Origin of the sequence: Emticicia agri (genome assembly GCF_004168285.1) — a bacterium.
GTDB classification, from domain to species: domain Bacteria; phylum Bacteroidota; class Bacteroidia; order Cytophagales; family Spirosomataceae; genus Emticicia; species Emticicia agri.
This window is the reverse complement of the sequence record NZ_SEWF01000037.1, coordinates 1-14,508: the sequence shown is the minus strand read 5'-3', so window position 1 is coordinate 14,508 and position 14,508 is coordinate 1. Positions and strand designations below refer to the sequence as shown.

The 14,508-nt window shown below is 31.9% G+C and carries 16 protein-coding genes; 3 read left to right on the top strand and 13 right to left on the bottom strand.

The genetic code is table 11. From position 1 onward, the window contains the following. Positions 1-91 precede the first annotated feature (91 nt). The 7 genes from EWM59_RS20320 to EWM59_RS20290 all read right to left on the bottom strand — a co-directional run bounded on the left by EWM59_RS20320 (position 92) and on the right by EWM59_RS20290 (position 4,301). Positions 92-325 (bottom strand): hypothetical protein, encoded by a 234-nt coding sequence (locus EWM59_RS20320; RefSeq protein WP_130023086.1) that lies wholly within the window; start codon positions 323-325, stop codon positions 92-94. 6 nt (positions 326-331) lie between these two features. Beyond that, positions 332-751, bottom strand: coding sequence for a hypothetical protein (locus tag EWM59_RS20315; RefSeq protein WP_130023085.1), 420 nt, complete (start codon positions 749-751; stop codon positions 332-334). 130 nt (positions 752-881) lie between these two features. Continuing rightward, positions 882-1,064, bottom strand: a complete 183-nt coding sequence (locus EWM59_RS20310) for a hypothetical protein (protein ID WP_130023084.1) — start codon at positions 1,062-1,064, stop codon at positions 882-884. 77 nt (positions 1,065-1,141) lie between these two features. After that, positions 1,142-2,224: a hypothetical protein gene (locus EWM59_RS20305; protein WP_130023083.1), complete on the bottom strand. Its 1,083-nt coding sequence runs from the start codon at positions 2,222-2,224 to the stop codon at positions 1,142-1,144. Next, a complete protein-coding gene (locus EWM59_RS20300) occupies positions 2,217-2,594 on the bottom strand; it encodes a hypothetical protein (RefSeq protein ID WP_130023082.1) in 378 nt (125 codons plus the stop codon). The genes EWM59_RS20305 and EWM59_RS20300 overlap by 8 nt, the downstream gene beginning before the upstream one ends. A gap of 56 nt (positions 2,595-2,650) precedes the next feature. Next, on the bottom strand, positions 2,651-2,977 hold the full coding sequence (locus EWM59_RS20295; protein WP_130023081.1) for a helix-turn-helix domain-containing protein: 327 nt from the start codon (positions 2,975-2,977) through the stop codon (positions 2,651-2,653). An 85-nt stretch (positions 2,978-3,062) separates the two neighbouring features. Next, the gene (locus EWM59_RS20290) at positions 3,063-4,301 is read right to left on the bottom strand and encodes a hypothetical protein (RefSeq protein ID WP_130023080.1); all 1,239 of its coding nucleotides are present in this window, start codon (positions 4,299-4,301) and stop codon (positions 3,063-3,065) included. A gap of 775 nt (positions 4,302-5,076) precedes the next feature. On the opposite strand from EWM59_RS20290, the gene EWM59_RS20285 reads away from it, so the two are divergent. Continuing rightward, positions 5,077-5,823 carry a glycosyltransferase family 2 protein gene (locus EWM59_RS20285; protein WP_130023079.1) on the top strand — a complete coding sequence of 249 codons (747 nt, stop codon included), beginning with the start codon at positions 5,077-5,079 and terminating at the stop codon, positions 5,821-5,823. 742 nt (positions 5,824-6,565) lie between these two features. Here EWM59_RS20285 and EWM59_RS20280 read toward each other — a convergent pair. After that, a complete protein-coding gene (locus EWM59_RS20280) occupies positions 6,566-7,063 on the bottom strand; it encodes a hypothetical protein (RefSeq protein WP_130023078.1) in 498 nt (165 codons plus the stop codon). Positions 7,064-7,416: 353 nt separating this feature from the next. On the opposite strand from EWM59_RS20280, the gene EWM59_RS20275 reads away from it, so the two are divergent. Continuing rightward, a complete protein-coding gene (locus tag EWM59_RS20275; protein ID WP_229239398.1) occupies positions 7,417-8,187 on the top strand; it encodes a M15 family metallopeptidase in 771 nt (256 codons plus the stop codon). 342 nt (positions 8,188-8,529) lie between these two features. Here the strand turns inward: EWM59_RS20275 and EWM59_RS20270 are convergent, their stop codons facing one another. The 4 genes from EWM59_RS20270 to EWM59_RS20255 all read right to left on the bottom strand — a co-directional run bounded on the left by EWM59_RS20270 (position 8,530) and on the right by EWM59_RS20255 (position 12,021). After that, complete coding sequence (locus EWM59_RS20270; RefSeq protein ID WP_130023077.1) at positions 8,530-8,850, bottom strand: hypothetical protein; 321 nt, start codon at positions 8,848-8,850, stop codon at positions 8,530-8,532. A 782-nt stretch (positions 8,851-9,632) separates the two neighbouring features. Continuing rightward, positions 9,633-10,079, bottom strand: coding sequence for a hypothetical protein (locus tag EWM59_RS20265; RefSeq protein WP_130023076.1), 447 nt, complete (start codon positions 10,077-10,079; stop codon positions 9,633-9,635). Positions 10,080-10,741: 662 nt separating this feature from the next. Beyond that, positions 10,742-11,326 (bottom strand): hypothetical protein, encoded by a 585-nt coding sequence (locus tag EWM59_RS20260; RefSeq protein WP_130023075.1) that lies wholly within the window; start codon positions 11,324-11,326, stop codon positions 10,742-10,744. A gap of 77 nt (positions 11,327-11,403) precedes the next feature. Next, entirely contained in the window at positions 11,404-12,021 is a 618-nt protein-coding gene (locus tag EWM59_RS20255; RefSeq protein ID WP_130023074.1) for a hypothetical protein, read from the bottom strand. A gap of 444 nt (positions 12,022-12,465) precedes the next feature. Here EWM59_RS20255 and EWM59_RS20250 point away from each other — a divergent pair, with 444 nt between their 5' ends. Continuing rightward, on the top strand, positions 12,466-13,443 hold the full coding sequence (locus EWM59_RS20250) for an NAD-dependent epimerase/dehydratase family protein (protein ID WP_130023073.1): 978 nt from the start codon (positions 12,466-12,468) through the stop codon (positions 13,441-13,443). Between the two features lie 268 nt (positions 13,444-13,711). On the opposite strand, the gene EWM59_RS27745 is transcribed toward EWM59_RS20250, so the two are convergent. After that, the coding region (locus tag EWM59_RS27745) for a transposase family protein (RefSeq protein ID WP_510186008.1) at positions 13,712-14,508 on the bottom strand (797 nt) is incomplete at its 5' end.

Below are 14,508 nucleotides of genomic sequence, written 5' to 3'. Positions count from 1 at the left end.
TTTTAAACATTGCTTATTAAAATTCATCATAAAAAAAGCATCACAACTATTGAGTCATGATGCTTTGGAATAATATCGGATTTATTTGCTTTTATGTATCCTCAATCAACTCAGCTTCCTCTATTTCAAGCTGTTTTGTTTTTTCATCTCTAATTTTCCAAATAAGAAATCCTAAAATTCCGCAGATGATTAGGAAAAGAGCAAGTATCCAACCTAAATTATTAGATTCTTTTTTATCATATTCCATATAATTTGTGGTAAACTCTAATGATGAAGGCTCAGTGTAGGACACACTTGTAAACGGTTGTTCTATTTGTTGAAACATGGTTTATTAAAGTTTATTGGTTTTAAATAAAATCTTATAGACATCCTCAATAGTTATAATGGAATCTCTTCGAGGAATTCCGTTTTTATCAATGTATGGCACAATCTTCCCCTTGCTTTCTTGAAAAGCTTTTTTCATTATAGGTTCTTCATAGAAAAAAGCAAGTTTCGCTTTCAATTCCTTAATCTGGTTAGTCAATTGCCAGATTTCACCACTTTCATTTGGTGCTTTTGCAATCGCCATGTTTTGCTGCTGCGCATGACGGTTTTCTACAAGAGTTTCTACATACTCTGAAAGGCTCATGCTATAATTCTGGGCTTCCATTGCCAAACTAATTTTCAATTGAGCATTACACTTGAATCCTAACGTTACCTTGTTCGGTGAGTTTGCAATTTCTTCCAGTTGCAAAGCTCTTCCCGTTCTCATTGTTGGGTGCATATTATTTTTCGTTTTAGTACACCTCAAAAATAAGAAACCTCAAGAAACCGCTTTTCAGTTAATTGAGGTTAATCACCGTTAACTCACATTAATTCAAATTATTTTAGGTTAATACAACTTAATCTGGTGGTTCTCCTAAATGTGTGCATATCTTCTCCACTTGTTTGGGTGTCAATGTCCGTTGAGTCTCTGATAACTCTAAATCAGGAATCCTCATCAACCATTTTCTGAAGGTCGGTAAACTTACTTTGTATTGTTCTGCCAAGGCCGAACGAGTTGAGGTCTTATATTTTGTTCTCATCGTTTCTTAAATTTTAATTTTGATTGACATTTGCAACCGCAAAGCCCTATATAGGGGTTTGCAATTGCAAACATTGTTTAGAAGGGAATTGTAAGCGCATAAACCACTTCTCTGCCATGCTTTTCTTTTGTGAGGAAATTACTTTCTACTAACTCCTTCAAGCGTTCTTCAACCGTTCTTTTGCTGCAATCAAAATATGCTATCAGATTATTCATCAGATGTTCTTTATTCATCTCAGCACCCATGTTTTCCTGAATCCATGATTGTATCTCTGCTAAAGTTGCCTTCTCTTTTTTTTGTGCCATTCTTTCGGCTACAAAATCACTTGAGGCTAATACTAATCCCTTGGCTTCTTCTGAATATTCTAAATAGACAGGTTCAAGTTTCTTTGTACTTCGGGCATGCAAACACTTCAGACGTATCAAATCAGTATCATTGCCTTTGTTGTCTTTTTCAAAGCCTATCTGCATTACTTGGCTCGCCTTGTTATTCAACTCTGTTCCTAAATGTCCTCTACCCTTTTCACTTCCATTTCCTGGGTTTTCATGTATCACACATAAAAGTGTTACATTATGGTAATTAATCAAATCATTAAGCATATCTACTAATTCCATGCTTTCTGAGACGTTATTGAAATTTCCGATACAGTCGGTTAGTACATCAAAAACAATAAATAGTTGTTGGTCTGAATTTTCTTCTCTGAAATAGTCCAGATATTCTTTGATGGCGTCAAATCTTTCTACACGCTTGATTTCTATTAAAGAAACATAGCTAAAGTTTGGTGGATGTTCTTCTATCTCATAGCCAGCTAAACGTTTGATTTTTTGTATAGCTAAAGGGAACTGTTCAGCCTGATTTCTTTCGGTATCTACATACAATACAGCATATCTTTCCAATATATTTTTCTTGAATCCAAGAAATGGTTTATCAATTTCTTTAGAAAGCAATAATGCACAGAAATTCTCCGTGATACGAGATTTATGTACGCCTTTTTTTCCTTGAATAATATTAATTGTTTTGGGAAAAATGACACCAAATTGACCTAAAGAAATGATGGGATTTTTACCTAAAATTTTCTTACAGCTATATTCTTTTAATTTTGCTTGAGAAGCCAGAATGATTTGTAAGTTTTTAGAATAGTGTCTGTTGCTATCAGTCATGTCTTACCTCCTTTCTGGACTTATGAATGAATTTCAAGAGGGTATCTGAGAGATTGTCAAGATACTGGCTGTGGTGCTTTAAATCTGTGTTTTCTAAGCGTAATTGTCGGTTTTCATTTTTCAAAGCCCAGTTCTGACAATCCAAGAAAATCAATAGGTCAGCATTGCGGATAGTAGCTGAGACATAAGCTATTTTAAGATTATTGATAGTCTCTTTGCATTCTATAAATGCACCAATTTCATTTTCGAGTAACTGAATGTGTCGGGCATTAGTTTGTGTTAGAGAATCTAATGAGAGATAGGTTAGTTTAGCCAGATATGCTTGTTTTATAGCAAGAATTTTGTCGATATTCTGGAGGTTCTTTTCCAAAATATGTTCCCAAAATAACACCTCGTTACTTTGAGAACATTTTGGTGCTTCTCCTTTCATTTTCTTTTCGGTTTTGAAAATTCAGACAGAGCCCTGTTTTCAGTCTCAAACTTTGTAAGTTTGCGATTTTCTTCAAGCCATTCAACTAAATCTTTTTGATTGAAGCGTAAGGAACGACCTATTTTACGGAAAGGGATAGAACGCTCATGGGTGTATTTATAGAGCGTATTTTTAGGTATTTGCAGAAATTTAGAAGCCTCTTCAATTGTCATGGGCTTGTTTTCTACTTGAATAGGTTGGGGAGTAAAAGTTGCTGAAATTTTTTTAATTGCTTCCTGAATTAGCTTTTCTAATTCTTCTGGTGTGGTGATAATGAGGTTCATCTTTGAAAAATTTTAGTTTAAAATTCTTCGCAAATGAAATAGCATTATTTGTGGTTATTTATATAATTGGGGATCCCAATTAATATTAGTTGGGACCTTTTTTTTGCTTTAAATCTCTGTCTATCAATTGTTTAATATTTTCTAAATATTTCAAAACTTGTCTTATATCCGTATTACTGTGCTTATATTTTTGAATATGCTTTTTTAATTTATCGTCGCTCAATCCTGTTAATGCTCTAATAGCTCTTGCCATACTAACCTTACTTAATAAATTATTATCTTGCAACAATATACCCTCTTCTTGAAGATACTTAAATAGAATTGCTGTCTGCTCACTTGTTAATCTTGTTATTTTATCTGATGACTCTCTGCTTATAGTAATCGGAATCTCTAACTTATCTGTTGTTTTTCGCCCTAACTTTGTTTTTTTTTCTTCTGGTTGCTTTAACTCTATTTCTTTATTTTTTTCAGAAAATTTCATACATAAAGATTTAATTGTTGGGTCAAATAGAATCTCGTTATATTTCATAAAAAGTATATCTATAAATTCCTTAAATTGTTCTAAATCATTAGAAAATGTATTTTCTAAATGCCAGTTCAAAAACAATTTTACATCATAAGGGTCTATGAGTTCTAATTTAAAAGCAAAAAAATATTCAAAATCTTTTCTGTCTTCTTTAAAATCCAATATACATTTTTGGTAATAAGAATAAATATTATATCTCCATCTCCGCCATTGGAACGGATCATTGTCGTCATCTGCCATGTAATATTTACCACTTTTTAGTTTTTTTAGAACTTCTTTTTTCTTTTCTGTTGAAACCTCATCAATGTATTCTATTTTCTGTTCTTTTGATTTATCAATTTTATCATTCCCTTTAAAATTCTCAAGAAATGTATAGTTTTCGTTCTTATGTGCTTCTTCATCATTAGGAATCTTATCCTTTCCTAACAATGTATTTGACTGCTTAATGGGTTTCTTTATGTCTACACGCTTTTCATAAACTATCGAAAGCCATTCTTTATCTGACAATTTCTTTGGATAATTGTTTGTTGGTTGTAAAAAGAAATGAATCCTAAATGGGTCTAAATCTTTATTATCACGGAATAAAATATACTTTTGTTTATGGTATCTCCATTCTGTTGGATGAAAGGGAACTTCCGGCTCTATTCTTTTTCTAAGTAGAGCACTTTCAACTCTTCTAACAAATTCACTTAGCAATTCATCAGAGAATTTTGTTCTTAATTCTCTGACATCCTCATATATCTTACCAGTATTTATTGCAAAATTATATATTTGCGAATGTTGAGAACCTGTTTCCATATTTTATGATATGCGATATTTCTCCTTTTACTAAGAATGGGTTATGAATAAATTTATAAACGTTGTTTCCTATTACTATAGTAAGCGTACTCCAACTTTAAATCAATAAACTGAATTTTTATATCCAAAAATAAAATGCCTGAGATTTATATAATTTGAAATTATAAGTTAGTAAAGATTTAGCGCAATACAAAGTTAGACTTTCTAACCTCCATAAGGTTTCAAGAAAAGTTCAATCAATAACAAAATTTAAATATTTGCTTTATTTATTGTACATTACCTATATACCCCTAAAATTTTATTTGTCAATCATTATTTTAGGGCGCTTTTAAGGTAATTTTCTTACAAGAAATAACTAATTTTGTTACATAAAGCAAAATCTCTGAATAGATTAGAAATTTACAATTAGGTTATTTTCTGTAATAAGTGATAGTTATTGGGCAGTCAGGTTAGTGTCGAAATAGAAAAACTGCCTACTTGATTGGGTATAAATATATTTTCTCCATTCATAAGTTAATTGAAGAAAGAGACTATTAGTTCTTTCATCTCAATAATGGTAGCTAATAAAAGAGATAGTTGTAAATATTACCAGAGCGTGACGAAAATAGTCTTCAATTCAAAAATACTTCTATGTATTAAGGAATGAATATTTCAATAAGGTTTTACAAAAATATTATCCCATCAAGAAAAGTATAACTGTTTATTTTTCTCGAATAACTTCTAAAAATAATATAAACAAGGTCATAGTGAAAATTTTAAAATCCGATTTCTTTTCATGAAAATTTCAATTGTTACTGCCGCTTACAATTCTGCTGCAACGATTCGTGATACTATAGAGAGTGTACTTTCACAAGATTACCCTGATATTGAATACATTGTGGCCGATGGTGCTTCTAAAGATGGAACTGTAGATATACTTAAATCCTATGGAGATAGAATCAAGTGGATTTCGGAAAAGGATGGTGGTATTTTCTACGCAATGAATAAAGGTGTAGAAATGGCTACTGGCGATGCTGTAGGAATAATTGGGTCTGATGATTTTTACCCGAATAATCAGGTAATTTCAAAAGTCGTGAAAGCTTTCAAAGAGTCTGGTGCAGATTCGGTTTATGGAGATTTGCATTATGTGAATAATAAAGATGTGACGAAAATTGAACGTAACTGGAAATCAGGTTCTTATAACCGAAATAAATTTCTGCATGGTTGGATGCCTCCTCATACAGCATTCTTCTTGAAGAAGAAAATTTATGATACTTATGGCTTATATGTGCCTACTATGCCCAATGCAAGTGATTACGAATTGATGTTAAGAATGCTTTACAAGCATAAGGTTTCCTCTTACCATGTTCCAGAGGTATTAATGAAAATGAGAAATGGAGGAAATAGCAATGACTCTCTAAAAAAACGGATAACAGCCAATAAAGAAGACCGCAATGCATGGAAAATTAACGGTCTATCTCCAAGATGGTATACCCTTTATGCTAAGCCCATATCAAAGCTTCTACAGTGGGTAGTTAAATAAGGGATGAGCGAACTCTAATAAAAACCAAGACTTAAACATTATATTAACTAAAACTGAGCATTTAAGGTTATTCTTAGGCATTAATGATATTCATAAAATATTCTTCAAAAGCCCTATGAATATAAAAGTTGTGATGTTCTTATTTCAAATAATCAAAGAAAAGTTTCTTTATAGTTTTGTCTTGCTCAGCTCTGAAAAACCTTCTGTATTATGTAATAATTTGAGGTTGGTAATAATCTGATTAATACTATTTTTAGTATCAATCAGCATCACAGCAAAAATGAAGGGAGAAATGATAAGAATAGTCATTGCCAGTAAAATGTAAAAAATACATCCCATCATAAATCTGGCAATTTTTTCAGTTTGAGTGTAAATTAGATTTAGCATAAAATTAGCGTTCATGGTAAAATAGATTTGATACTCAAGCATACCTTAACTCATATTATTGAATCAAGAAAGCCCAATGAAAACGGGCTTTCTTGATTCAATAATCATAGTCTATAAAGGTAAACTACAATTACTATTACAAATTCAATGAAATATAATTATAAGAATTATATTTTGTAATATTTACGGAAACCTTAGCAAAAAGGTTGTGTCATTTTGAAAAAAATAGCAATTTTTTTATCCGGCGGTAGCATATATATACTATCCATAAAAACAACCGACTATATCGGGCATTTTTACAAGGCAAATTCTGGTATCATTTTTTAGTAAACGAATCGTTTACCCGGGAGAAGAATTAAGAAAAGGTATTACTTTCAAGCAAAACTTCTGGTGCTAAAAATAGCTGTTCTTCTCGCGATGCTTTAGTAAATTCCTTATTTTTATGAGGTAGACTTTGAGGAATATTTTCAGAATTAAGAAATATTCTGTTAGCTATCATAAGTATGATAACTCCATTAATAAACAGGATAATAGCAGCTGTTAAAAATTCTCTTTTCTTATTGATTAAATTTGCATCAGCTATTTTTTGATGTACATCCAAGGACTCTATGGTTTCGCCAGTAGCAATACCTGTATTCATCAGAAGACTATATAATATAAATAATCCTCCAATTACTATTAATCCGACCCCTAACTCTACCAATCTTAAGGCAACTTTTGAGTCTAAAAATATTTTTTGGGATGCTGCCCCCTCTTGAGGTTCAACGTTAGAAAATACTTTAACTTTTAAAGAATAAATCCCAATAGTTAAACAGCTTATTGAAATAATCGTCACAACAAATATCACTACCATAGCTTTGCTTATAAAGGGGAAAGAAATTCATTTTATCCCTTTACAAAAATAACTTATAAGTATGATAATTAATAGCAATTTTTATTTTAAGGTAATTCTTTCAGGTTACTATTTTTCAATATACTGTGAAATATGATTATATAAAAGGTTATTTGCAACGTAAGTCTGTCAAGGAAGTACAGAAAAATTAATTCTATTATTTTCATAAAAATTATGATTTTGAATCAAGCTATTAGTCATAGTTACTCACATAAATAGCCGATTTTAAGGTAGAGTTATTAGTAAAATAAAATTAATCTTATATTTATATTTAATTCTTAAGATTGTAATCTGATACCTTAAAAACCCTTTGTATGTTAAAACTCCGCCTTATTTCAGGAATGGCAATGATAATGAGTTTCATGACCAGTTGTTCGTGGATTTCCAGTAATGATATCACATTTACAGTCCAGGAAGATTCATTATATACACCTCAGGATACAATGCCTGCCGTGGTAAGAACCGATATATCTAATTTAGAACAACAAATGCTCAGTCAAGGCTTAGTTGATATTCAGACGTTGGATTCAACTATTTTAGTTGACCTTAAATACTCTACCACAGATAACTTTATGAATACAGACCTTTATGGCGAATTGACAAGAAGTTATTTACAAAAAAAACCTGCTGAGATGCTTATCAATGCCCATAAAATTCTCCAGAAAGATCATCCTGATTTACGTCTTTTGATTTATGACAGTGCTCGTCCACTTTCTGTGCAACAAAAGTTCTGGACATCACTGGACACTATTCCTCCTGCGAAAAGAGTAGAATTTGTGGATGATCCGGCTGAAGGCTCAATTAATAACTATGGTTCAGCAATCGACCTTACCCTTTATGATACCTCGGCTAAGAAACCATTAGATATGGGAACCCAATATGATTATTTCGGGGAGCTTGCCTCACCGGTTTTGGAAAATCAGATGCTTGCAGCAGAGAAATTGACTAAAAAACAGATTGACAACAGGTTGATTTTAAGAAATGTAATGGAAAAAGCAGGATACTTCAAGAGCAGTAATAAGTGGTGGCATTTTAACGCTTTGTCTAAATCTAAAGCAAAAGAATTGTATCAAATTATTGAGTAGTTAGCTACCTGCAAGACTGTAGGAAGCAATTATATCTATGCCGAATCAATATAACAAAGAATTACTTGACTGATATTTCTACTTTAAGAAAATAAATAAATCTTAGATAGAAAATGACCAATATCTATCATTGAATTGTACTAACCTATTATTATAAAACCATCTTTTGTCCATTATCAGACAAGCAGAATCACCTCTCCATGACTATTCAATTACTCTCTATTATTCCTATTAAGTTACATATAATGCCTGTGGCTTGATGAGCTTTTTAATAAGGATATGAAATATAGAAAAATTGGGAGCCATTCAACATATATAGTTTATCATTATGCTTTTTAATAGCTATATTTTAGTCTCACTAATAATTTCATAGCGTTTATCAACAAAACGAGGGTAGGAAAGGATAGATTCCTTCGTACAACCAAGAAAAATCCGCCCCCCGGCAATGATGTTATAAACCTTATCGCTTTTGCTTTTTTTACCCCCTTCCTGTCTAAAAGTTCTGACTGTTACTTTATATGCCCAATGTGTATCAGGATTGTTGATAAACATATTTTTACCTAAGAGGCAATCGCCCTCTGCAATAATTGAGCATTTAAATTTGATAGAAGTATGGGCTTGCAGAATCAGTACAAAAAGATTCAATAACAATAATCTTTTCATATTTATAAAACATTTATGACTATGTAATACTATAAAACTATTTAGAAGTTACCAGAATCCCTTTTTAGTAATAAAAACGTTTTAATATTCTGAAAGTTTTATGAGTAGAGCGGATTAAGCACGGCATAAACTATATTTTTGAGAATAGAGAGCCTCAAGACAAAGTCCTGAGACTCTACATATTTAACTACAACGAGTGCCTACTAAGAAACACTCAAAGCAAAACTAAACAAAACCACCTGAACTTCTTGAAAATTTTATTTTACGGCTTATCAACAATCAAGAAAATGGCTAAACTTGCTTGTCTAATTACATTAAATCATGTTAATGCTAATAAAGTATAATTTCTTTGTTATTATGCAAGAGTGTTCATTACTTTTCTATTTGCTGTTATTCATTGCTTGACAAACTTTCTACGCTTTTTTAATTGAAGGGTCAAATAAATTTAAGAATAGCTATTATTTAGCTTGAAAGCCTAAAAAAGGCAGTAGGAACGATAATGAGGTACTTCTTTCGAAGTTTCTGTGAGATAACTTTAGAAGAATTATCAGTTGAAATGCTTAACAGAAGAATAAAAGCAAGCAAAAGAATAGCAGATAAATTATCTTTACTTAAAAAATAATTTACCTGCCATTTCTAATAAAATCACATAAATATTGAGATGTTTATAATCTACCTAATATTAACTGAGGAGTCTTTTATATAATTCTTTATTGCTTGTCTACTTAAAGGAAGAGAAACTGAAACAAAATCACAAAGTCAATAGCCAGCAGAGATAGCTTTTATTTAGGCGCTTTTTTTGCTAATTCCTTTCCCTCTTTATTGAAAAAATGTAAATTATTCTTTTTGTCTATGACAAAATATTCACCTAAAAAATCTTTATCCTTGGTTTTATAAGTAAGCTTTATATCCGTATTTAATGTATCGGCGACTAACTCTTCATTAAACACTGCCTTATCAAATAGGTTTTCATGAATAAAAATTCTGCCATTCTTCTTAAATATGGTAAGATCCAAAGCAGTATCATTATAGGAGTCCCATCGCCCAATGAATGTACTGTCTGATACAGACGCTGTATTTACTTTTTTTTCAAAATATGCATTTACCTTCTTTTTTATTAATGGTTCTTGGTATAATATATACAAAACCGCAGAGAGAAAGAGGATTAAGATAAAAATAATTAAATAAGGAAACCACTTTCGCTTTTTGTTAATCTTACGTCTTTTCATAGCACTTACATTTCATCAAGTAATAATCATTATAGGTTGAAAAGCCAAATTAACATAAAGTTCATCTTTTTAAATAACCTCTCTTTTATTTTATTTTCTAAATACTGTTAAACAAATTATTTTGAACTATATGATTTGCATTCTTTGCAAAGTTATTTAGCAAGGATCAGCTAATTTTTAGATAAATTCTCCCTCAGATAAAGAAGTAATATATTCCTTTAATCTCATTACTGTTATTAGAGTTAGTTATAAAAATAGTGACTTTTTGCTATGATTGAAGATTATATAATGAGAATAGAAAATTGACAAGAAAGTAGTTAGTTAAGTAAAGGCCATGTGTAATTCTGACCCAGCCACTATTGAAAATAGCATCTGGGTTACCTTTTCTGGATTTACTTATCAAAAATCATTATTCCCCTACAATAAATATTAATAGGGTAATCAGCTTATTAGGCAAATAAGGTAGCCTTCACTGAATCTACTATAATCAGTTAGCTGTAAGGCTTACCATAAAATTGAAAAAAGTAAATACTACGGATGAATTGGTTCATCTAAAATCTTTCCACCATTTCCTTCTGAGTATGTATATTAGCTGATAAATGGGACGTATCTAGTCAATCCTTTATAAATATAAAGGATATATTATCAGATTAGAAGTAAAATCAGATAGTCTCTTTCAATAGATAAACTATTTTTCCCAGAGTTTTTTTAGCAGATGAGGCAGCTCCCTTAGCATTTGCTTCTTTACTATCCAGTTCGCTTACTATTTTAGACACATCTGCTAATAAATCACTTAGCTTTTGTTGCTTTCCATTATCTAAGATGACTTTACCTTTTTGCAAGAGACTGATACTTGTAGAGATTGTCTCCGCATTACCAATGAGTCCTTCTTTACCTTCCCCCAATAAATTATTAATCTGATTCACGCCAATCAATAATCTGATGGTATTAACTACTTTATTTAAAGAATCTTTTTTCAAAGTACCGTCTTCTACTAATGGAATGAAGCTTTTTAAGACTTTGGCTTCCTTCAAAATTCGGTTTTTCATCTCATTGCCTCTTGTATAGGCTTCACTTTCTACGGCAAAACTTGCATCGCCAATTGCATCTTTCAGTTCAGTTGTTTTTTCATTTTCTGAAAGCAAAATAGTCTTTTCTAATAGCTCAACTAATGTTTCTTTTTGAGCAAATGCTTTAAAGTCAAGCAAAAATAAGGCAATAAAGCCAATCAATACGTAATTTTTCATTGGTTACTTTTTTGGTCAATTATTTGTATTATTCTATTGCGGGATAAACGATTACCTGATTTTTAAAACAGTGTATATCAATGAAGCAAATCATTTTTCTTTAACATGAAAATCTTTTCATCTACTTCATGGCTATCCATCAGATAACTATTGTTAACCGCATAGCCCAAAACACTGATACAAAATGTCAGGTAATCTAACCAATTAGCCTCTTCAGGATAAATACCATTTTCCTGAAGAATTAAAGAATCATTATTAATGACTCCTTCTTCAAATCCAATCAAAATATTCTTCTTATAGTAACCTACCCCAATATAGGAATCACTTATTCTTTTCAGGCGTAAGGCATCTTTTTTACTCAAATAAACATACAAGCAGGTATAGCCATTTTCCATCAAAATACATCCATAGCGGGTATCACTTTTTTTTGAAAACTCTCTCAAAGAATAAAACCTGGATTTTTCCTCATTCAAAAGGAGGTTTTGAATATTTTGACTTAAAAAGTAATTACTTGGTTGGAAAGTATTTCGTTGTAAGTTTACTATCAGGGGAAAAAAATGAGCATACCCTTTATGAGCAAGTATTTCCTGGATAGTTCTACTATTTACAGCCCCTATGAAGAGTTCCTTAGGAATATCTTTTGGGCTATAGGAAGTATAGCTCAATAAAGGATATTGATTATACGTAATGGTCATAAAATCTTCTTATTTTAATCCAGCAATAAAATATAAGCTACCTGTAAATAAGGTAGCTTATATTTAAAAATTCCGTTGTAACTAAAGTGACTAAATCTTTTTTAAGCTAACCATAAAATTGGAATAATGCAACAGGAACACCAAATTTAATTCAATAATTATAAGTAAATCCTCAAATAGTTATATTCTATCGATAAATAAATATTTCTACTGTCTTCTTTACTTTTACTTTAAATAATAAAGAATGCTTTTATAGATAAATCCTTAATAGGAACCTAATCTGATAATTCCCTTAGAAATATATTTTATGTATAAAAATAGGATAATTTAACACTTTATCTTCTTTTTAATACCGTTCAGTAATTTTTTTATAAAGGTAGGTTTACTAAATTTGTACGATATTCAAATACTTATTTTTTTATTTATCAGCATAAAATTATTTCTATGAAAAAAGCATTAGTATGTGGAGCAGGTGGTTTTATCGGAGGCCATTTGGTTAATCGCTTAAAGAGTGAAGGTTATTGGGTGAGAGGTGTAGATTTAAAATATAACGAATATGGAAACGGGAATGCTGATGATTTCGTAATCGGCGATTTGACAGACCCGGTAGTTTGTAAAAATGTTTCAGAAGGTGGGTTTGATGAAGTATATCAGTTGGCAGCAGATATGGGTGGCGCAGGATATATTTTTACAGGCGAAAACGATGCGGCCGTGATGCACAATTCGGCACTTTGTAACCTGCACATGCTACATGCCGCACAACAGGCAGGTGTAAAAAAAATCTTCTATTCTTCCTCAGCTTGTATGTACCCTGAGTACAATCAGCTTGACCCTGAAAACCCTAAATGTTCGGAAGAATCAGCGTATCCTGCGGCACCTGACAGCGAATATGGCTGGGAAAAATTATTCAGCGAACGTCTATACCTGACTTACCAACGCAATTTAGGGATTACTGTAAAAGTAGCTCGTTTTCATAATATCTTTGGCCCGCAAGGTACCTGGAAAGGTGGTAAAGAAAAAGCACCTGCGGCTATCTGTCGTAAAGTAATTGAAGCAGAAGATGGTGGCACTATCGAAATCTGGGGCGATGGCAAACAAACCCGTTCGTTTTTGTATGTAGATGAATGTGTGGAAGGTGTCCGTCGTTTGATGGAATCTGATTTCTCTGGTCCTGTAAATATCGGTTCGGAAGAAATGATTTCAATCAATGATTTTGCGAAAATGATTGCCGAAATTTCGGGCAAGAAAATTATCATTAAAAATATTTCAGGCCCAGAGGGAGTTCGTGGTCGTAATTCAGACAATGCTCTGATTCAGGAGAAATTAGGTTGGGCACCATCACAATCATTGAAAGAGGGTATCACAAAAACCTACCAATGGATTTCGGAACAAGCCAATAAAGAAGTAGCAGAATTGGTGTAAGGAGTAATCATTGGAAGATGAGAATAATAGAAGTAAAATGATTAAAATTTCTTTATCTTATTTAGGCTTTCCTTGGAAATTCTCTTAGATAAAATATTCTAACGACAAGACACTCAAAAATCTGAGTGTCTTGTTGATTTTCAAAGAGCAACATCTTTAAAAAGTACAATCTATCGTGAGTTTTTCGTCAATTGAGACTTTTCTGTTTACGAGTAGACACACTGAACCACCCCATTTTATGGGTGAGTTTTGATATGAAATTTTCAATTTAAGCGGCCATTTGGGCTTGCCTTTGAGCTTTCTGTCTTCGTTTGGCAATCAAAACAGCATTGGCAGTGTGAATACCGAAAAATAGCCAAACTTGTTCGTTGTCAGGACTTCTGGCTTTGTTCTTATGCAAGAGGTAATGTTCCTTTTCATTACCAAAACTGCCTTCTAAACGTGTAGCTCTTTCTTTATTAAGTACTGCTTTGATTTGTTTGGTAGCTTTATCATCTTTTCCAGTACCCTTTCTAATAAAGTTGGTCTGGATGTTCTTCTGAGTAGTATATTTACGATTTTCATTGGTAGCATAAATCCTGTCAGCAGCTATATGGGTACATAGACCAAAAGTACTTTTATGTTTGACTATACTGATTTTCAGACGTTTACACTCATTGAAGGCTTCATAACTTCCATATTCAATTATGCTGATTCCACCTACCTGCAACTTATGAACCTTCATTCCGAACTCTAAGGGTTTATTCTCTTTTCCCCTGATAATGGGTCTGAGGTAGGGTTTGTACAAACTTACTATCCGGTTTGGTATCTTGGCTTGTGGGTGTAAGTATCGCTGTTTTTGCTGTTGATAAACCAGTTTAATGGTCTTAAATGTTTCAGCGTCTACCATACTTAATCCTTTCGCTTGAGTTTGATTGAGCAGGGATTGATAGGCTTCTATTCCTTTATCCAACAATTTTAGTAAAGCATTTTGCCTGCTTCTGGTTTTTCTATAACTTTTCTTTCGCAGTTTGCTGTAAGAGATATATTTAGTCTTTTGGTCTTTAAACTTTGAGCGAGGTAATT